15 protein-coding genes are annotated in these 18,489 nt (G+C 67.7%); 9 read left to right on the top strand and 6 right to left on the bottom strand.

The genetic code is table 11. The features are described 5' to 3' along the window. Positions 1-174 precede the first annotated feature (174 nt). The 4 genes from BLQ73_RS09015 to galE all read right to left on the bottom strand — a co-directional run bounded on the left by BLQ73_RS09015 (position 175) and on the right by galE (position 4,302). Positions 175-405, bottom strand: coding sequence for a hypothetical protein (locus BLQ73_RS09015; protein WP_143020184.1), 231 nt, complete (start codon positions 403-405; stop codon positions 175-177). A gap of 570 nt (positions 406-975) precedes the next feature. Beyond that, entirely contained in the window at positions 976-2,184 is a 1,209-nt protein-coding gene (locus tag BLQ73_RS09010) for a helix-turn-helix domain-containing protein (protein WP_275936277.1), read from the bottom strand. 585 nt (positions 2,185-2,769) lie between these two features. Beyond that, the gene (locus BLQ73_RS32170; protein ID WP_176955337.1) at positions 2,770-2,913 is read right to left on the bottom strand and encodes a hypothetical protein; all 144 of its coding nucleotides are present in this window, start codon (positions 2,911-2,913) and stop codon (positions 2,770-2,772) included. Between the two features lie 423 nt (positions 2,914-3,336). After that, positions 3,337-4,302 (bottom strand): UDP-glucose 4-epimerase GalE, encoded by a 966-nt coding sequence (gene galE, locus BLQ73_RS09005; RefSeq protein ID WP_093169892.1) that lies wholly within the window; start codon positions 4,300-4,302, stop codon positions 3,337-3,339. 195 nt (positions 4,303-4,497) lie between these two features. Here galE and BLQ73_RS09000 point away from each other — a divergent pair, with 195 nt between their 5' ends. From BLQ73_RS09000 to BLQ73_RS08990, 3 genes are all read left to right on the top strand, one after another. Beyond that, positions 4,498-5,976: a hemolysin family protein gene (locus BLQ73_RS09000; protein WP_245690915.1), complete on the top strand. Its 1,479-nt coding sequence runs from the start codon at positions 4,498-4,500 to the stop codon at positions 5,974-5,976. Between the two features lie 14 nt (positions 5,977-5,990). Then, the gene (gene trpS, locus BLQ73_RS08995) at positions 5,991-6,998 is read left to right on the top strand and encodes a tryptophan--tRNA ligase (protein ID WP_093169891.1); all 1,008 of its coding nucleotides are present in this window, start codon (positions 5,991-5,993) and stop codon (positions 6,996-6,998) included. Positions 6,999-7,263: 265 nt separating this feature from the next. Beyond that, positions 7,264-8,373: a D-alanyl-D-alanine carboxypeptidase family protein gene (locus tag BLQ73_RS08990; protein ID WP_093169890.1), complete on the top strand. Its 1,110-nt coding sequence runs from the start codon at positions 7,264-7,266 to the stop codon at positions 8,371-8,373. Here BLQ73_RS08990 and BLQ73_RS08985 read toward each other — a convergent pair. Further along, positions 8,354-9,268, bottom strand: coding sequence for a YihY/virulence factor BrkB family protein (locus tag BLQ73_RS08985; protein WP_245690914.1), 915 nt, complete (start codon positions 9,266-9,268; stop codon positions 8,354-8,356). The genes BLQ73_RS08990 and BLQ73_RS08985 overlap by 20 nt on opposite strands. A gap of 104 nt (positions 9,269-9,372) precedes the next feature. After that, the gene (locus BLQ73_RS08980; protein WP_093169888.1) at positions 9,373-10,815 is read right to left on the bottom strand and encodes a peptide ligase PGM1-related protein; all 1,443 of its coding nucleotides are present in this window, start codon (positions 10,813-10,815) and stop codon (positions 9,373-9,375) included. A gap of 501 nt (positions 10,816-11,316) precedes the next feature. Between BLQ73_RS08980 and BLQ73_RS08975 the strand changes: the two genes are divergently transcribed. The 6 genes from BLQ73_RS08975 (at position 11,317) to BLQ73_RS08950 (ending at position 18,486) form a co-directional block, all read left to right on the top strand. Continuing rightward, a complete protein-coding gene (locus tag BLQ73_RS08975) occupies positions 11,317-12,564 on the top strand; it encodes an amidohydrolase (protein WP_093169887.1) in 1,248 nt (415 codons plus the stop codon). Positions 12,565-12,934: 370 nt separating this feature from the next. Continuing rightward, on the top strand, positions 12,935-14,005 hold the full coding sequence (locus BLQ73_RS08970; protein WP_218125677.1) for a BMP family lipoprotein: 1,071 nt from the start codon (positions 12,935-12,937) through the stop codon (positions 14,003-14,005). 83 nt (positions 14,006-14,088) lie between these two features. Then, positions 14,089-15,642 (top strand): ABC transporter ATP-binding protein, encoded by a 1,554-nt coding sequence (locus BLQ73_RS08965; RefSeq protein WP_093169937.1) that lies wholly within the window; start codon positions 14,089-14,091, stop codon positions 15,640-15,642. Further along, entirely contained in the window at positions 15,639-16,817 is a 1,179-nt protein-coding gene (locus BLQ73_RS08960; protein ID WP_093169885.1) for an ABC transporter permease, read from the top strand. Before BLQ73_RS08965 ends, BLQ73_RS08960 begins: the two co-directional genes overlap by 4 nt. After that, complete coding sequence (locus BLQ73_RS08955) at positions 16,814-18,088, top strand: ABC transporter permease (RefSeq protein ID WP_093169884.1); 1,275 nt, start codon at positions 16,814-16,816, stop codon at positions 18,086-18,088. Before BLQ73_RS08960 ends, BLQ73_RS08955 begins: the two co-directional genes overlap by 4 nt. Next, complete coding sequence (locus BLQ73_RS08950; protein WP_093169883.1) at positions 18,085-18,486, top strand: cytidine deaminase; 402 nt, start codon at positions 18,085-18,087, stop codon at positions 18,484-18,486. Before BLQ73_RS08955 ends, BLQ73_RS08950 begins: the two co-directional genes overlap by 4 nt. Positions 18,487-18,489 lie beyond the last annotated feature (3 nt).

The raw sequence follows: 18,489 nt of genomic DNA, 5'->3' as shown, positions 1-18,489 counted from the left end.
TCACGCTCACCGCAGGCGCGGACACCAGGTAGCAGCCGCTACGCGGCCCGACAGACACCGTCGCGACCTCCCACCCGGCTTCGTCGACCGCGAGCAGTTCCCCGTTGCTCTGCATCACCGGGGACAGCCCCAGCTCAGACGAGAGCAGCAGGGATTCGGGGAGCATGCACCCGGTCATAGCGACTCCCGGCCGTACGGGAGCAGACCCGGCAGGCTGAGCGGGTCGTTGCGGAGAAGCTTGGCCAGCTCGCCCACGGGGAAGAGCCACTCCTTGGCCACCGGGTCCATCTGGCGGACGAGGAAGTGCAACTTCCGCCCGTCCCAGATCGGGGTCTCGACCACACTGACCGTCGCGGCGACCCCGCAGGCCGACCGCACCAGCAGCCGGTGACCCGCTTCATGCACCACCGCGTGCTGAGACCTCAGCGCTGAAGCGTAAGGCCGCAACACCTCCGAGGCATTCGCCCCTCTCACCGGTCTTAAGGCCGTAAGATTCATCCCAGATCGCACCTCACTTGCGATCGAGGGTCCGTCGTTCGAATGCCATCGTTCGACGGACCCGTACTGGTCGTTATCGGTCTTCGTGGCTTCGCGTGAACTATCACCGGCTTGACATCGGTCGAGCCTTTGACTCACCACTCGCTTAGCCGCCTTAGATAGATGTGCCTCTAAGGTCTCTAGGTCGCTGGCCCTTATGCAGGCTTCTGCGCCATCAATGCGACGAGCGACCCAATCCCCATGACGCCCCTGATCGATTTCGCGCCAAATCTCCCAGGCATCGCTGAATTTCGCTTGCAGCTCCTCAGCGGGAGTTGGCCATGGGCCATGCAAGCTCTCCCCACGTACTCGCTCAGGTCTCATCATCACCTCGCTGGGCACGACGAGAGAGACGATAGGCGGAGGTGCCCCACCAAAACAGAAGCGCAGCACGGCCCTTACCGTGCTGCGCGATCTGAAGGGCTACGTTTCGTAGACCTAGTCCATGATTCCCATATGGTCGGCCAGGGCCCTCTGTTGCTCCGTGAGCTTCCGGGCACGAGTGGCGAGCACATCACGCAAGGTGTCTCGCCCGAGCTGCTGATATCTCAGCCATTGGGGACTACGCCGCCGCAGCTCTACTAGAACTTCTGTAGCTTCTTCAGCGTTGCCGGTCTGCACATGAGCACGTGCTCTGTCGAGAAGATGACGGTTCCACTCCTCATCGGTGAGGTCTTCAGTCCTTGAAAGCGTGGATGCGAGGGCGAGCGCCTTGTCAGGTGCCCCAGAGACAAGGTGATTCTCGACCGCCTTTAGCGCGACCGTCGCAGGCCCGAAGCTCTTCTGATCCACGGTTGGGTGCTCCCGCCGGAGCGGCGCGGCGGCAGCGGCGGCCATCCCCTGGTACTCCGCTGCTTCATGAGGGCGATTGTTCCTGGCCGCAGCCGCACTTGCCCGCAACAGCATCCAGCCCCACGCTGATAGCTGTGCGGGGGTTGCCTTGGACAGCCTTGGTTCGAGCTGCATCGCTGCTTCGGCGCACAGTATCTCTACCTCTGCGAGGCGGCCCTGTCGCAACATGGCGTGAGCCTGTCCGCTCACGGCCGCAGCCGCCCGCGCGGCATCATCGATCTCTAGTGCATCCCGAAGCGACGCGTGAAGCGCAACAAGGGCCAAGTCATGAGCCCGAATCTGGATCAGATAGCGCCCTGCTAGTCCAACCACATCCGCGCGTAGCTGTAGCGCTTCCCGATGAGTTTGGCCTTGGTCCATCGAGTGGCCATCAACGTGATGGTGCGCTGAACGCACCAGCGACGGTAGAAAGCTAGCTAGATCGTCATATCGGTTGGTTCGGTATGCCCTTTCGGCCAGTTTGACCGCCTTAGCCAAGTGCTCTAGGTCGAGTTCCTCGTCATCAGCCGACCCGTAGATAGGGCGGCCTGTGAGCCCCATGGGTGGCGAGATCGCGGATCTTAAATCCGCAAGCACCGCGTCATCGTTATCTTCTTTCGGCTCAGGCGAAGTCGGTCCGACGAAGGTGAGGGTTACCACTCCTAGAGCCCGTGCAAGTTGGTGCAGCGTTTCCAGCCTTGCACTCCCACCACGTTCGATCTTTTTCACCACCTGAAGACTCAGGCCCGATGCGTGGGCGAGCTCTTCCTGTGTAAGGCCGCGTCGTCTACGCAGGTCGCGTAGACGGTCTGCGATTCCGTGGTTGTCTGCGATGGTGCATCACCCTCTCGCAATTTGCGCTGATCCCAGGCTAGCCGAACAGTCACCACATGCCGGGTGAGCCAACATGAGGCATAGCTCTACTATGCGGATAGCGTGACATTGCTCACGGCCCAAATGGCGGTAGTCCGCATAAGCCCAGGTCAAAGGCGGATGGGCTAGGGCACCCTTAAGAAGGCTTGTTTGTCCAAGCACCGGCGCCCCCTCGCGCTCCCGGGGTGGGCGGGTCCGGAATGGGGACGGGCCGGGTTGGCCGACTCCCGGCATGTTGGGCAAGCTGTGTTTGATGGCGACGCTTCGCGTCGCGGCGAGGGGGCTCTTGATCCGGTGCTTTCCCTCGTCGCTTTGGTCGCTGCGCTCCCGGCGCTCCTCAGTCCAAGCACCGGCGCCCCCTCGCGCTCCCGGGGTGGCCGATCACCGAATCGGTATGGGCTTCGGTCGGGCGGAGGCCGTCGGTCGGCCGCTGCTGCCCGGTGGGAGGGATGAACGTTCTTCCTCTGCTGTCCTTGGACACCGGAGCCGCTTGGGTGTCGGCGGTCAGCGTCATTCCTTCACTCGCGCTCATTGAGCACCGCCGGCCTTGCGCGGTCGAGTCTGTTCACGGTCCACCGCGATCGGCGCTGGCTCTCGACCGTCTGGATTGTCCGTGACGACCGCCTTTCGACCGAGGTCGGCGACGAACCGGATCTCATCAAGCGTGATCACAGCGACTCCCGACCGTAGGGGAGCAGGCCGGGCAGGCTGAGCGGGTCGTTGCGGAGAAGCCCGGCCAGCTCGCCCACGGGGAAGAGCCATTCTGCGGTAGTCCTTGTCGCCCAGGGCGATGTAGACGAGGGAATCGCCGAGGCTCGTCGATGCATTATCGGTGCGGAAAACGTTAAATCTGTCAGCATCCGAAATGATTTACGAATGTTGGCAGCGGAAATGCGCACCCACGGACATGTGGAAGTTGCCGATGAGCTGGAGCGAGATTGATGACATTTTGCAGGAGGCGTTGATCCATCACAGGCGGAAAGGTAATGCCTGAAAGCCGGTGCTGCCAGGGCGGGGAGACCCTGAAAGTGCGACCTGGTTCCTTTCTTCAGGTCCCTGGGAGACCGGCCTCGGGTTGGTGCGGGGCCCGAAGGGTCAGGGGCGGAGGGCTTGCCAGGCGTCGGTGATGATGGCGTGGAGGCTGGGGTGGGCGGGCTTCCAGGAGAGTTCGTGCTGGATGCGGGCGGAGGAGGCGACGAGGACGGCGGGGTCGCCGGGGCGGCGGGGGCGGGTGATGGCGGGGATGGGGTGGCCTGTGACGTCGCGGCAGGCGGAGAGGACTTGGCGCACGGAGAAGCCGGTGCCGTTGCCGAGGTTGTAGATGGTGTGGGTGCCTTCGGCGCAGGCGGGCAGGGCCAGGAGGTGGGCCTGGGCGAGGTCGGCGACGTGGATGTAGTCGCGGATGCAGGTGCCGTCAGGGGTGGGGTAGTCGTCGCCGAAGACGCTGACGGAGTCGTCGAGGCCGAGGGCTACGGCGAGGACGCGGGGGATGAGGTGGGTTTCGACGGTGTGGCGTTCGCGGTAGACGCGGTGGTCGGCGGCGGTGTAGGCGCCGGCGACGTTGAAGTAGCGCAGGCTGACGGCGGCGAGGCCGTACATTCCGGCGAAGGCGGTGAGGGCGGTGTCGACGGCGAGTTTGCTTGCGCCGTACGGGTTGGTGGGGCGGGTGGGGGCGTTCTCTTCGATGGGGGTGGTGTCGGGTTCGCCGTAGGTGGCGGCGGTGGAGGAGAAGACGATGCGCGGGACGCGGTGGGTGCGCATGGCGTCGAGGAGGGCGAGGGTGCCGCCGAGGTTGTTGGCCCAGTAGAGGTCGGGGTGTTCGACCGATTCGCCGACTAGGGATCGGGCGGCGAAGTGGAGGACGCCGTGGAAGCCGCCTTCGGCCAGGGTGTCGCCGGCTTCGGTGATCGGGGCGCGGACGAAGCGGGCCGCGGGGGGGACGGCGTCGGCGTGCCCGGTGCTCAGGTCGTCGAGGACGACGACGTCGTGTCCGGCTTCGCAGAGCTGTGCGGCGACGACGCTTCCGATGTATCCAGCGCCTCCGGTGACCAGCAGTTTCACGAGATCCTCACGGTGATCGGCTTATGGGACGGATGCGGGGCCGCGCGCTGGTTTCGCCCGGCCGGGGGACGGCGCGGCGGGGGAGAGGAACGCATTCGATAAGATCGAAGTTTCCAGCATAGGGGGTTGTCACTTCGGGGAGTACGCTGACAGCTCCACGTCAGCGTCTGCGCAATCCGGACGGGAATCGAGCCGTTGAACAGCGTCCTGGTCAACTCCGCCATCGTCCTGCTCTTCATTCTGATCGGTGGCTTCTTCGCCGCGGCCGAGATGGCGCTGGTGTCGCTGCGGGAGAGCCAGGTGCGCAATCTGGCCGCGCGGGGGAGGGGCGGAGCCCGTGTGGCGCGTTTGGCGCGCGACCCGAACCGGTTCCTGTCGGCGGTGCAGATCGGTGTGACGGTGGCGACGATGCTGTCGGCGGCGTTCGGCGCCGAGACGCTGGCCGCCCACCTGATTCCCACGCTGGTGTCGTGGGGGCTGCCTCAGGGCCTCGCGCCCGCGGCGTCGTTGGTGCTGGTGACGCTGGCCATCTCCTATGTTTCGCTGGTGTTCGGCGAGCTGGTGCCGAAGCGGCTGGCCAGGCAGCGTGCGGAGGGCCTGTCGCTGTTCGTCGCGCCGCTGCTGGACGGCATGGCGACGCTGTCCAGGCCGGTGATCTGGGCGCTGTCGAAGTCGACCGATGTCGTGGTGAAGCTGCTCGGCGGCAACCCGTCGGCCGACCGCGAGGAGATGACGACCGAGGAGCTGCGCGACATGGTCGTCGGCCACCACGAGCTCACCGAGGACGAGCGGCATCTGATCGGCGAGGTGTTCGCCGCCGGGAAGAGGCAGCTCAGGGAGGTGATGCTGCCGCGCACGGAGGTCGAGTTCATGGCGGCCGACACCGCGCTGGCGGAGGCGGCGGTGCTCGCGGTCGCCATGCCGCATTCGCGCTATCCGGTCTTCCGCGATTCCTACGATGAGATCATCGGGTTCGTCCATGTCAAGGATCTGCTCGACCCGGTGCTCACGGGCCGGATCGAGCCCATCAGTGAGCTGGTGCCGATCCGCCCGGTGAAGCTGGTGCCCGCGAGTAAGCGGGTGCTCACGACGTTGTCGGAGATGCGGGACGAGGGCCACCATTTGGCGATCGTGGTGGATGAGTACGGCGGGACCGCGGGGATCGTCACCCTCGAAGATCTGGTCGAGGAGCTCATCGGCGACATCCGCGATGAATACGATCTCGATGGCGGCCGGTCGGTGCGCCTGCCGGCTGGTGAGGTCGAGATCGAGGGTCTGGTCAACCTTGATGAGTTCGCCGCTAAATGCGGGATCAGGCTGCCCGACGGGCCTTATGAGACGCTGGGCGGGTTCATGATGGCGGCGCTCGGCCATCTGCCGACTCTCGGCGAGCGGGTGGAGATCCCCGGTTTCGAGTTGGCCGTCACCGCGATGGACGGCCGCCGTGTGGACCGGGTCCGGGTCAAGCGCCGCACGCCGTCCCCTCCGCCGGACTCGTCGCTTTTGCCCCCTGCCCAGGTCGGCGAGTCGGCGTCATTGTCCGCGCCGTCCTCCGAGGCCGATCCGCGATCTGCGACCGGGCAGTCCACCGGTGTGCGGCCCACGGCGTCCGGGCCGGAGGCGAACGGCAGGGGACCCGGTGGTGCCGAGTCGCATCCGCCCCCCGGGGCCTGACAGAATTGCACGCTATGGCAGCCAGACCACGTGTGCTTTCCGGCATCCAGCCCACGGCCGACTCTTTCCACCTGGGCAACTACCTCGGTGCGGTGCGTCAGTGGGTGCCGTTCCAGGACACGCACGAGGCGTTCTACTGCGTTGTCGACCTCCACGCCATCACGGTGCAGCCTGACCCGAAGGAGCTGCGCCACCGCACGCGCGTGGCCGCCGCTCAGCTGTTCGCGGTGGGGCTCGACCCGGAGCGGTGCACGGTGTTCGTGCAGAGCCACGTGTCTGAGCATGCCGAGCTGGCGTGGGTGCTCAACTGCATGACCGGCATGGGCGAGGCGGGCCGGATGACGCAGTTCAAGGACAAGTCCGCGAAATACGGTGAGGGTGCGGCCAGCGTCGGCCTGTTCACCTATCCGATTCTGCAGGCCGCCGACATTCTGCTCTACCACGCCGATCAGGTGCCGGTGGGGGCCGACCAGAAGCAGCATCTGGAGTTGACCCGCGATCTCGCGCAGCGGTTCAACCACAGGCACGGGGAGACGTTCACGCTGCCGTCGCCGTTCATTCTCAAAGAGGTCGAGAAGATCTCCGATCTGCAGGACCCGTCGGCGAAGATGTCCAAGTCGTCCTCCAGCCCGCAGGGCATCCTGGACGTGCTGGAGCAGCCGTCGTCGCTCCGCAAGAAGGTGATGCGCGCGGTCACCGACACCGGCACCGAGGTGAAGGCCGACGAGGTCGACAAGCCGGGCGTCACCAATCTGCTGCGCATCCAGTCGGCGCTGACGGGCACCTCGATCTCCGATCTTGAGGCGCGTTACGCGGGGCAGGGCTACGGCACCTTCAAGAAGGAGGTGGCCGAGGTGGTGGTGGACGCCTTCACGCCGATCCGGGAGCGCACCGAGGCCCTGCTGGCCGATGAGGAGAAGCTCGACCGCATGCTGGCGATCGGCGCCGAGCGTGCCCGCGCGGTGGCGGCGGAGACGATGACCAAGGTCCGCGACAGGGTGGGGTTCCTGCCGAGAGGCTGACCGGTCGGTACCGCGAAAGCGCCTGAAACATCCTGAATGTCCGGCTCGTGTGTCTGCGGGTCGGACATTCTGCTGTGGCGGGCGATGTCGATCGTTGACACTGGTGTTCTTTTTTAGATTGATGTTGTTCTTTCATGATGGAGGCAGTGGCACTCCAGAGACACGCTTGAACTGCGTCAACATTGTTCAACTTCAGGCGTATGGGTGAACCGGGCGGGCAGGTGTGGCTACATGCGAATCCGTACGAAGCTACCCTGAGATCACCATGGGGACGAAACACCTGGTGTCGGTCACGGCGCTACTCGCCTCTGTCGTACTCGTCCATGCGCCTCCCGCGCAGGCCCGTACGGCGCCGCCCATCGGCGGCGACCTGCTCGGCCATCGGGGCCTGGTGGCCCCGGCCGAGGTCAAAGCGCCACCGAAGACCAAGGCGAGGTCCTATGTCGTCGCCGACGCGGGCACCGGCGAGGTGCTCGCGGCCAAGGACGCGCACGGACGCTACTTGCCGGCCAGCACCCTGAAGTCCCTCACGGCGCTGACCCTTATCCCGCAGCTCAACCGCAACAAGCGGGTCACGCCCAGCCGCACCGCGTGCAACCAGGAGGGCAGCGCGGTCGGCCTGGTGCCGAAGCCCCTCTACCAGGTGCACGATCTGTTCCGGGCGCTGATGCTGTCGTCGGGCAACGACGCGGCGATGGCGCTCGCGGAGGCGAACGGCGGGCTGGAGCCGACGCTCGCGCAGATGAATGCCGTCGCCCACAAGCTCCAGGCGATGGACACGGTCGCCAAAACCCCCAGCGGGCTGGACAAAGCCGGACAGAGCAGCTCGGCCTACGACCTTGCCCTCATCACCCGGGCAGGGCTCGCAAACCCCGAGTTCCGCCGCTATGTCAGCACAAAGACTGCTAAGTTCCCCGCGCCCAAGGGCTACTACGAGATCGGCAACCACAACAAGCTGCTGTGGAGCTACGACGGCATGGTCGGCGGCAAGAACGGCTGGACCACCAAGGCCATGGGCAGCTTCTCCGGAGCCGCCACACGCGGGGGCCACACCGTCATCGTCGCGATCATGCGCCACGAGGGAGCGTTCTGGGGCGAAGTGGCCGACCTGCTCGACTGGGGATTCGCCGCGCGGGGCAAGGTCACCCCGGTGGGGCGCCTGGTCGACCCGCTGCCCGACAAGCCTGCCCAGACCGCGTCACCCAGCCCGGTGGGCACGCCCATGAACGCCGCCCCCGCCGACGCGGCCAAGGCGTCGGCGCCGGGCACCGGCTCCGGCCTCGCCGTACCGCTGCTGATCGGCGTCAGCCTGCTCGGCGGCGTGGCAGGTGTCCTGTACGGCATGCGCCGCAAGGTCAAGGCCCGTGCCCGTTGAGCGCAGGCCCCGGTGACCTCGGCATCCCGAGGCCCGGCACCGGGGTGGGCGCGGGAGGAGGGCCCATGTCGGCGGTGGCCGTCCAGGCGGCGACGTACAGCGTGAGCCGGGCCGACAGGTTGATCCAGATCAGCAGCCCCACCATGACCGCGAAGGCGCCGTAGATCGGGTTGTTGAGCGTGACCGGCAGCACGAGCGCCGCGATCTGCTTGAGCACCCCGAACCCGATGGCGCCGAGCACCGCGCCCTTGAGGATGGTGCGGAAGGGCTGGGAGGGCTTGGCCACCCAGCCGAGCACGATCAGGAACAGCACGATGTCCGCGGCGACGCCGACCAGCACCCCGGCGAGCCAGACGGCACGTTCGGCCACGGCCGATCCGTCCAGGCCGACCCAGCCCGTGACGATGGCGCCGGCGCTGGTGGCGAGCCCCGTCACGACCGTCGACACGATCAGAGTGAGCCCCAGCATGAACAGCGTGGCCAGGTCGCGCAGCTTGGCGAGGGCGAAGTTCAACGGCGGCTCCGTGGTCATCCAGATCTGCCGCAGTGCGCCGCGGAGCGCGTCGATCGCGCCCAGCCCGGCGTAGAGCAGGCCGAGCACACCGATGAGCCCCGCGCTGAACCTGGCCTCTCCCAGGTGCGCGACGTCGAGCTGTTCGGCCAGGCCGGGCAGTTGCCCGTTGATGGCGTTGGTGAGCACCTGCAGCGCGTCCGGGCGGAAGGTCACGATGTAGCCGAACACCGCGAAGGCCAAGGCGAGGATCGGGAAGAACGACAGGAACGCGAAGTAGGTGACCGCGCCCGCGAGGCGGTCGCCGTACTGGACCTGGTAGCGCTGAACCGTCCTGATCAGATGGTCGACCCAGGGGTGGCGCACGCGCTCGCGGCTGGTCACGTGTCGGCCCCACTCCTTGACCGACTCGACGCGGCGTTGGATAAGGGTGACCGTATTTCCCATAGAGGACCATTACCCCATGGATTACGGTCAGACCCTCCCGCTCATAGGGCGGATCCCAGGGCCAGATGCGTTTTCCGGTGCAGCGCCATGGCCTCCTCCGGCGAGTCCGCGATGCTCGTGAACCCCAGCTTGCCGTGCTCCGGCACCGACCCCAGCAGGTGCAGCACATTGCCGGTACGGCTGCGCCGGTCGAACCCGAGCCCGAGTTCCTCGACCCTGCGCACCACCTCCCCGGGCGTGCTGCCCCGCAGGCTCGGCGAGGCGCAGTTGTCGGTCGCCGTGTAGTACTTGGGCCTGCCGTCCGCCGCCACCGCGCCGAGCACCGGGTCGAAACGCGCACCTGTGGTGAGGAGCATCGCGCCGAAGGGGTGCGTGGTTCCGCCGATGCGCAGGTTGATCTCACAGAGCAGCGCCCGGTAGCCGCCGTCGGTCTTCACGACGAAGAAGTCGATGCCGAACAGGCCGATGACGCCTTTGCCGGCCAGCACGCGGCCGATGCGCAGGGCGCAGCCGTTCACCTCGGCGCGGTACTCCCCGCGTGAGGGGAAGTTGCATCCCTGGTACAGGTCGGCGTTCACGCCGCCGAGCACCTGGTCGTGCGTCGCGATCACCTCGGCCCGCCCGTTCGGCGTGATCTGCACAAGTGCGCTGGGGAAGGAGACCAGGTCCTGCTCGATGTACTCCTCCAGCACCGCGCCGCGCTCGCAGATCTTCTTGGCGAACTTGTCCCAGGTCTCCCTCGCGGCGGAGAAGCTCGTGGGGGAGTCGGCCAGGGAGTGTCCGCTCCTGGTGACGATGGCGTTGCCCAGGCCCGAGTAGCCGTCGTTCAGTTTGACGATCATGCGGCGGCCGGACAGCGCTCGCGCGGCGTGCTCCACCTCGGCGAGGGAGTGCAGGTCGGCGAAGCCGCGCGGCATGGGCACCCCCGCCTGCCGTCCCGCTTCGCGGGACCCGCTCTTGGAGCCGAAGCGCGCCGCGTGGGCGGCGCTCGGGCCGTAGATCGGGAGGTTCCAGAGCCGCGCCAGCTCCGCCTCCAGGTCCGTGGAGATCCATGGGACCATCCAGGCCGGGCTCTCGTGGATTCCCGGGGCTCCCGGGGCTGTGCGCGTCTCGGCGAGGAGCGCGCGGACCCGGTGGATGAGGTCGGGCCTGTCCAGGAGGGCTTGGCTCAGCGACTGCGACTGCGACTGCGACGGCGGTCCGGGGGTGTCGGGGCCGGGAGTGTCGGCGCTGATCATGTGGAGGCGTCCGGCGGCGTCGCGGGGGTCGCGGAGGAAGCCGAGGTAGTAGTCGACGATGGCGGGGTCGACGGGGAGGGACGACACATAGATGAGGTGTACGTCCGGATGATCGAGGGCGAGCAGCAGGAACATCAGACGCTCTTCGTAGTGCCGTACGCCCTTGATGCAGCTCAGTTCCGCTGGGGGAAGTGAGATCGAGGGAACGACCACCATGGTCCCCTCGCTCGGTTCGAAGATGTTCAAACTTCCACACTTCCCGGCGAATGGGATATTAGCGATCACAAGGGCAGTGAAACATGCATTTGTCCTGGTGGCATGAGTCGAGGGGGTGCGATGAGTGGCACCGGGGGTTACGGCATTTGCATGGCTAGTCGATGTTTGCCGAAAAGATCGGCGGGACAGAGTGGGAGGATGTTTGTCCGGGATTGTCCGGTCGCCTGTCACGCTGTGGAGTGGGCCTAATACGCGAATCCGGCGAAGCCGGATTAGAGGGGTCATCTCTCACATGACCCCCTGTGACTACGGAGGCATGGTGTCTCCGGATGGTTGGTGGATCATCTGCGTGGCCACCGGTGATGTTCGCCCACGTGAAGGCCTGGTCAGCGGCATGCTGCATCCCAACATTTGGTGCGGTTACTCACGTGACCAGGCGTGAGCGGGATACAGTCGAATCATTCGTCAACGCGCACACGGCCTTCCCGCCGTGTCTCTTCGCGATGGCGATCTCAGATGGGAAGGGTAACAATGCGGGGACGTGACCTACGGGGGGAGCTTGACGCGTTCCTGGCCGGGACCGAACGGGCTCTGGTCGGCTTTCGCCGTGACATCCACATGCATCCGGAGCTGGCCTTCGCGGAATACCGCACGACTCAGCGCATCGTCGACAGGCTCGCCGAGGCCGGGCTCGCCCCCGTGGTGATGCCGAGGGGCACGGGCGTCATCTGCGACATCGGCAGCGGCGACGGGCCGACGGTGGCCCTCCGCGCCGACATCGACGCCCTGGCGCTGCCGGATGAGAAGGACGTCCCCTACGCCTCGACCGTCCCCGGCGTGTGCCACGCCTGCGGGCACGACGTGCACACCGCCATCCTGCTGGGCACGGGCCTGTTCCTCGCGGGCCAGGCCGCCGAGGGGCTGCTGCCCGGCAGGGTCCGTCTCATCTTCCAGCCGGCCGAGGAGCTGCCCGGCGGCGCGCGTGAGGTGCTGGCCTGCGGCGGCATCAGCGGCGTCGACCGGATCTTCGGCCTTCACTGCGACCCGAGGGTCGAGGTCGGGCAGGTCGGGCTCAAGGCCGGGCCGATCACCTCCGCGTGCGACAAGGTCGCCATCCACGTCAGCGGCCCCGGCGGCCACACCGCGCGGCCCCACCTGACCGCCGACCTGGTCTTCGCCCTCGCCAAGATCGTCACCGAGGTGCCCGCGGGCCTGTCCCGCCGGGTCGACCCCCGCTCCTCGCTCAGCCTGGTGTGGGGCCGGGTCGAGGCCGGTTCGGTGGCCAACGCGATCCCCGACGGCGGCGTCGCCGAGGGCACCGTGCGCTGCCTGGACGAGGAGGCGTGGCACGCGGCCCCGGAGCTGATCCAGACGCTGCTCGACTCCGTGGCGGGCGCGTACGGCATCGAGGCCAAAATGGACTACGCGCGCGGCGTTCCCCCCGTCGTCAACGACGAGGAGAGCGTGCAGATGCTCGCCGAGGCGGCCGAGCGCGTGCTCGGCGCCCAGGCCGTGGTGCCCACCCAGCAGAGCCTCGGCGGTGAGGACTTCGGGTGGTATCTCGAATCCATTCCGGGCGCCTTCGCCAGACTCGGCACCCGCAGACCGGGTTCCCCGCTCCAGACCGACATCCACCAGGGCACGTTCGACGTCGACGAGAGCTGCATCGGCATGGGCGTGCGTTTCATGGCCGCCACGGCGCTGACCGCGCTGTGGGAGGGCGGCAGGCCGAGCGTCGACGGCCTCACCGAGCAGTTGAGCGAGCTGGGCAGGGTCTGAGCACACCGTCTTCCGCCCCGGGCATGGGGAGTGTGGAGATTTTGGTGAACTCCTGTGACGTTTCCTTGTGGTGAAGCTGGTCACACTCTGACTAGCCAACCAAGGAGTCCCATGCACGCCCCTCCCGTGGCAGTCGGTTCGCGGGCTCGTGCCGTACGGCTTGTCGCCGCACATGCCGGGCCCGTCGGGCCCGGCCTTGATCTCCCCGCCTGGTCACGGGCAGGAGTGCGCCGGATAACGGACGTGTTGCGGACTACATCCTGGGTTTGGCCATGGCAGGTCAATCACATACCTTCCGTCCAGAGTTGCCGTGCATCGCTCTCTCCATGCATGTACACAAGTTGGACGCGGGGACAGGAAGGGAGTCACCTTGCTCCGCAATCGAGTGGGCAGAATGGCCGCCGGCGTGCTGGCGGGTGCCATGGTCACCGTCGGGGTGGCCGCGTGTGGGGGAGACAGCACCACCGCGACTCCGGCTGAGGGCGGCTCGTCGGCCGCCGCGCCGACAGGAGCGAAGGTCGGACTCGCTTACGACATCGGCGGACGGGGTGACCAGTCGTTCAACGACTCGGCCGCCGCGGGGCTCGACAAGGCGAAGTCGGAGTTGAAGCTGCCCGACCCCCGTGAGCTGACCGCGAGCCCCGGGGAGACCGAGGCGCAGAAGGAGGAGCGGCTGCGTCTGCTCGCGACCAGCGGCTACAACCCGGTCGTGGCCGTCGGCTTCGCCTACTCCGGCCCGGTGAAGAAGGTCGCCGCGGAGTTCCCCGACGTCAAGTTCGCGATCGTCGACGACGCCGCCGCGACCGGCCCCAACATCTCCAACCTGGTCTTCGCCGAGCACGAGGGCTCCTTCCTCGTCGGAGCCGCCGCCGCGCTGAAGTCGACGAAGAACAACGTCGGCTTCGTCGGCGGCGTGCAGGTGCCGCTGATCCAGAAGTTCGAGGCGGGCTTCGCCGCCGGCGCCAAGGCGGTCAACAAGGACATCACCATCCAGAGCAAGTACCTCAGCCAGCCGCCGGAGTTCACCGGCTTCAACGACCCGGCCAAGGGCAAGACGGTGGCCGAGGGCATGATCGACGCCGGGGCCGACGTGGTCTACCACGCCGCCGGCGGCTCGGGCAGCGGCGTCTTCGAGGCGGCCAAGGCGGGCAAGGCGCAGGCCATCGGCGTCGATGCCGACCAGGCGCTGACCGCCGACGCGGCCGTCAAGGACGTCGTCATGACCTCGATGCTCAAGAAGCTCGACGTCGCCGTCTACGACTTCCTCAAGAGCTTCGCCGCGGGCACCGTGAAGCCCGGGACGACCGTCTACGACCTGAAGGTCGCGGGTGTCGACTACTCCGTCACCGGCGGAAAGGTGGACGACATCAAGGACAAGCTTGAGGAATACAAGCAGAAGATCGTCAGCGGCGAGATCAAGGTGCCGGAGACGACCTCCTGACCTGCGCTGATCCCGAGGGCTCGGCGCGATGGTCGCCGAGCCTTCGTGGTCTAGTGTCAAACACCGGTTCGTTCGGCGACCGTATGAGGGAGGCCGCCATCAGCATTCCGACAGAGGTCGTGGCGCAGCCCGCCGTAGAGCTTGAGGGGATCACCAAGAGGTTTCCCGGGGTGGTCGCCAACCGCGACATCCGCCTGATGGTCAGGCGAGGTCACGTCCACGCGATCGTCGGTGAGAACGGCGCGGGCAAGTCGACCCTGATGAAGATCTTGTACGGCATGCAGCGCCCCGACGAGGGCGTCATCAAGATCAATGGCGATCCCGTCGCGTTCCGCTCGCCGGAAGGCGCGATCACCGCCGGCATCGGCATGGTTCACCAGCACTTCATGCTGGCCGACAACCTGACCGTGCTGGAGAACGTGGTCCTCGGCAGCGAACCCCGCAAGGGCGGCATCGCCATCGACTTCAGGGCGGCCCGCAAGAAGATCAAAGAGATCTCCGACGCCTACGGCCTCGGCATCGAACCCGACATGCTGGTGGAGGAGCTCGGCGTCGGCGCACGTCAGCGGGTCGAGATCCTCAAGGTGCTCTTCCGCGGAGCGCGCATCCTCATCCTCGACGAACCCACCGCCGTCCTCGTGCCACAGGAGGTCGAGGAACTCTTCGACAACCTCCGCGTGCTCGTCGGCCAGGGGCTCACCATCATCTTCATCTCCCACAAACTCGACGAGGTCCTGTCCGTGGCCGACGCGATCACCGTGATCCGGCGGGGGGAGACCGTCGCCGAGGTCGACCCGAGCGCCGTCACCGCACGTCAGCTCGCCGAACTCATGGTCGGCAGCGAACTGCCGAGCCCCGAGACCCGCGACTCCACCGTCACCGACGTGGTCGCGCTCTCGGTCGAGGGCCTCACCGTGCGCGCTCCCGACGGCAGAGCCGCCGTCGACCAGGTCGCCTTCACCATCCACAAGGGTGAGGTGCTCGGCATCGCCGGCGTCGAAGGCAACGGCCAGGCCGAACTCGTGGAGGCCATCATGGGCATGCGTCCCGCCGATGGCACGATCCACCTCGCCGACGCCGACATATCATCGTGGTCCACGCTGCGCCGCCGCGAAGGCGGCATCGGCTACATCCCCGAAGACCGGCACCGCCACGGGCTGCTGCTGGAAGCGCCGCTGTGGGAGAACCGCATCCTCGGCCACCAGACGCGGCGACCCAACGCCAAGGGGCCGTGGATCGACCGGGCGGGCGCCCGCGGGGACACCGAGCGCATCGCCCGCGAATACGACGTGCGCACCCCCGGCATCGACGTCGACGCCGCCGCGCTGTCCGGCGGCAACCAGCAGAAACTCATCGTCGGGCGCGAGATGAGCGGCGACCCCGTCGTGCTCATCGCCTCGCATCCCACGCGCGGGGTGGACGTGGGCGCGCAGGCCGCCATCTGGGATCACCTGCGCGCGGCGCGCGCGGACGGCCTCGCCGTACTGCTCGTGTCGGCCGACCTCGACGAACTGATCGGGCTGTCCGACACGCTCAAGGTGATTCTGCGCGGCCGGATCGTCGCCGATGTCGACCCGAGCGCCGTCACCCCCGAACAGCTCGGTTCCGCCATGACCGGCGCGGGGGAGGAGTCATGAGCCCGGCGGCCGGCGGTTTCCTCGACCGCGTGTCCGGCCGGGTCAAGCTCACCGGCTGGCTGTCGCTCGCCGCGCCGCTGCTCGCGATCCTGTTCGCCGCGGTCATCACCGCGGTCGTGCTGCTGATCACCGGCAACGCGCCGTTCGCGACGTTCGCGCTGATGGCGGAGTACGGCGTGCAGCCCCGTTCGCTGGTGCTGACGCTGAACTTCGCCACGACGTACTACCTGGCAGGGCTCGCCGTCGCGATCGGGTTCCGGATGAACCTGTTCAACATCGGCGTGGACGGGCAATACCGGTTGGCCGCGCTGCTCGCGGCGGCCGTCGGCGGCACGGTGGCCCTCCCGGGACCGCTGCTCATCGTGGTGGTGGTGCTGGTCGGCGTGCTGGTCGGCGCCCTGTGGGCGGGCATCGTGGGCCTGCTCAAGGCCACCCGCGGCGTCAGCGAGGTCATCTCCTCGATCATGCTCAACGCCATCGCCACGGGCGTCGGCGCGTGGCTGCTCACGCCCGCGCTGCTGGCGGTGCCCGTGGCCGGCAGCAACAACATCGGCACCAGGCCGATCCCCGAATCCGCGCACTTCCCGGGCTTCGCCCTGATCCCCGGCACCACGGTGAAGGTCTTCGGGTTCATCGTGGTGGCGATACTGATGGGCATCGCCTATCACGTGCTGCTCACCCGCACGGTCTTCGGCTTCGACCTGCGGGCCACGGGCAGGTCCGAGTCGGCCGCCGTGGCGAGCGGCGTGAACGTCAAGAAGATGGTGCTCGCCACCATGCTGATCTCCGGCGCGGTGGCCGGAATGGTGGGCATGCCCCAGCTTCTCGGCGCGTCCTACTCCTACAGCCTGGACTTCCCCGCCGGCCTCGGCTTCACCGGCATCGCCATCGCGCTCCTCGGGCGCAACCACCCGGTCGGCATCGCCGTCGGGGCGCTGCTGTGGAGCTTCCTCGACAACTCCTCCAACATCCTGGACCTCGAAGGCATCCCCAAGGAGATCGTGATCATCATGCAGGGCACGATCGTGCTCTCCGTGATCGTGGCCTACGAACTGGTCCATCGATACCGGATGGCGGCCGAGCAGCGCAGGGTCAGCCGCGAGCTCACCGGCGGCACCGGCGGCAGCGGCGGCGCAGGCGGTACGGCGACGCCGGAGGGGGCGGTGAGCCGATGACGGCCACCGGACTCGCCGCCCGGCAGCCGACCGGCACCGCGCCCGCGGCCCGCGGATTCAAGCTCACCTGGCCGGTGGTGCTCCTCGGGGTCGCCGGGTTCCTCGCGCTCCTGTCCCTGGTGCGGATCGTCACCGGCGCGACCGACATCGCCTCGGGCGGCACGGTGAGCGCCGCGCTGAGCCTTGCCGTACCGATCGGACTGGCGGGACTCGGCGGCCTCTGGGCCGAGCGGGCGGGCGTGGTGAACATCGGCCTTGAAGGCATGATGATCTTCGGCACGTGGTTCGGCGCCTGGGGGGCGATCGTCACCGGCAACCCGTGGGCCGGAGTGGTCGCCGGGGCGGTCGGCGGCCTGCTCGGCGGGCTGCTGCACGCCGTCGCCACCGTGACGTTCGGCGTCGACCACATCATCTCCGGCGTCGCCATCAACATCCTGGCGATGGGCGTCGTGCAGTATCTCTCCAAGCTCGTCTTCGCCCCGATGCGGGGCGGCGGCGAGACCCAGTCGCCGCGCATCCCCGGCATCGACCGGATCAGCCTCCCCGGCATCGGCGAACCGCTGCGCCAGGTGGAGAGCAACGGCTGGTTCTTCGTCTCCGACCTCGCTGGAGTGCTGCGGGGGCTCACCCAGAACGTGTCGCTGTTCACGATCCTCGCCATCCTGCTCGTGCCGCTCAGCGTCTTCCTGCTGTGGAGGACCGCCTTCGGCCTGCGGCTGCGCGCGTGCGGCGAGCGGCCGGTGGCCGCCGAGTCGCTGGGCGTCAACGTCTACACCTACAAGTACCTCGCCGTCGTCGTCTCCGGCGCGCTCGCCGGCCTTGGAGGCGCGTATCTGTCGATCGTGGCCGCCGGCATCTACCGCGAGGGCCAGACCGGCGGGCGCGGCTACATCGGGCTGGCCGCGATGATCTTCGGCAACTGGCGGCCGGGCGGCCTCGCCGCGGGCTCCACGCTGTTCGGCTACACCGACGCCCTCCAACTCCGGCAGGGCGGCACCTCGGTCCACGCACTGCTTCTGTTCGTGGCCCTGATCCTCGCGGCCGTGGCCGTCTACCAGCTCGTCAAGCAGCAGCGTGTCCGCGCCGCCGTGATCACGGCGGTGAGCGCGGCCGTGGTGTTCACCGTCTTCGCGGTCACCGACACCGTGCCCGAGCAGTTCACCTCGTTCACTCCGCACCTCACCACCCTGCTGGTGTTGGCGTTGGCCTCGCAGCGGCTGCGCCCGCCCGCGGCCGACGGTGTGCGCTACCGCAAAGGGCAGGCGAAATGACCGCAGCAATCGACTGGGACGCCCTGCGGGCCGCGGCGGCCGAGGCCATGACCCACGCCTACGCGCCGTACTCCAAGTTCCCCGTCGGCGCCTCCGCCCTGGTGGACGACGGGCGTATCGTGACCGGGTGCAACGTGGAGAACGCTTCGTACGGCCTCGGCCTGTGTGCCGAGTGCGGCCTGGTGTCCGCGCTCCACGCCACGGGCGGCGGCAGGCTCGTGGCGTTCACCTGTGTGGACGGGCACGGCGAGCCGCTCATGCCCTGCGGGCGCTGCCGCCAGCTTCTCTACGAGCACGGCGGGGCCGACCTGCTGGTCGAGACCCCGGAGGGGCCGTGGCGGCTCGCCACGCTCATGCCGTTCGCCTTCGGGCCTGAAGATCTGTCCAGGGGAGCCTGAACG

This window comes from Sinosporangium album (assembly GCF_900100605.1).
In the GTDB taxonomy this organism is placed as follows: Bacteria; Actinomycetota; Actinomycetes; order Streptosporangiales; family Streptosporangiaceae; genus Sinosporangium; species Sinosporangium album.
The sequence above is the reverse complement of the archived record's forward strand: the minus strand, read 5'-3'. Positions and strand labels throughout refer to the sequence as shown.

Excerpts from the sequence above, each read along its gene's own strand:
- trpS (WP_093169891.1), top strand. The coding sequence starts at position 5,991 with ATGGCAGCCAGACCACGTGTGCTTTCCGGCATCCAGCCCACGGCCGAC.
- BLQ73_RS08990 (WP_093169890.1), top strand. The coding sequence starts at position 7,264 with ATGGGGACGAAACACCTGGTGTCGGTCACGGCGCTACTCGCCTCTGTC.
- BLQ73_RS08975 (WP_093169887.1), top strand. The coding sequence starts at position 11,317 with ATGCGGGGACGTGACCTACGGGGGGAGCTTGACGCGTTCCTGGCCGGG.
- BLQ73_RS08965 (WP_093169937.1), top strand. The coding sequence starts at position 14,089 with ATGAGGGAGGCCGCCATCAGCATTCCGACAGAGGTCGTGGCGCAGCCC.
- BLQ73_RS08960 (WP_093169885.1), top strand. The coding sequence starts at position 15,639 with ATGAGCCCGGCGGCCGGCGGTTTCCTCGACCGCGTGTCCGGCCGGGTC.
- BLQ73_RS08955 (WP_093169884.1), top strand. The coding sequence starts at position 16,814 with ATGACGGCCACCGGACTCGCCGCCCGGCAGCCGACCGGCACCGCGCCC.
- BLQ73_RS08950 (WP_093169883.1), top strand. The coding sequence starts at position 18,085 with ATGACCGCAGCAATCGACTGGGACGCCCTGCGGGCCGCGGCGGCCGAG.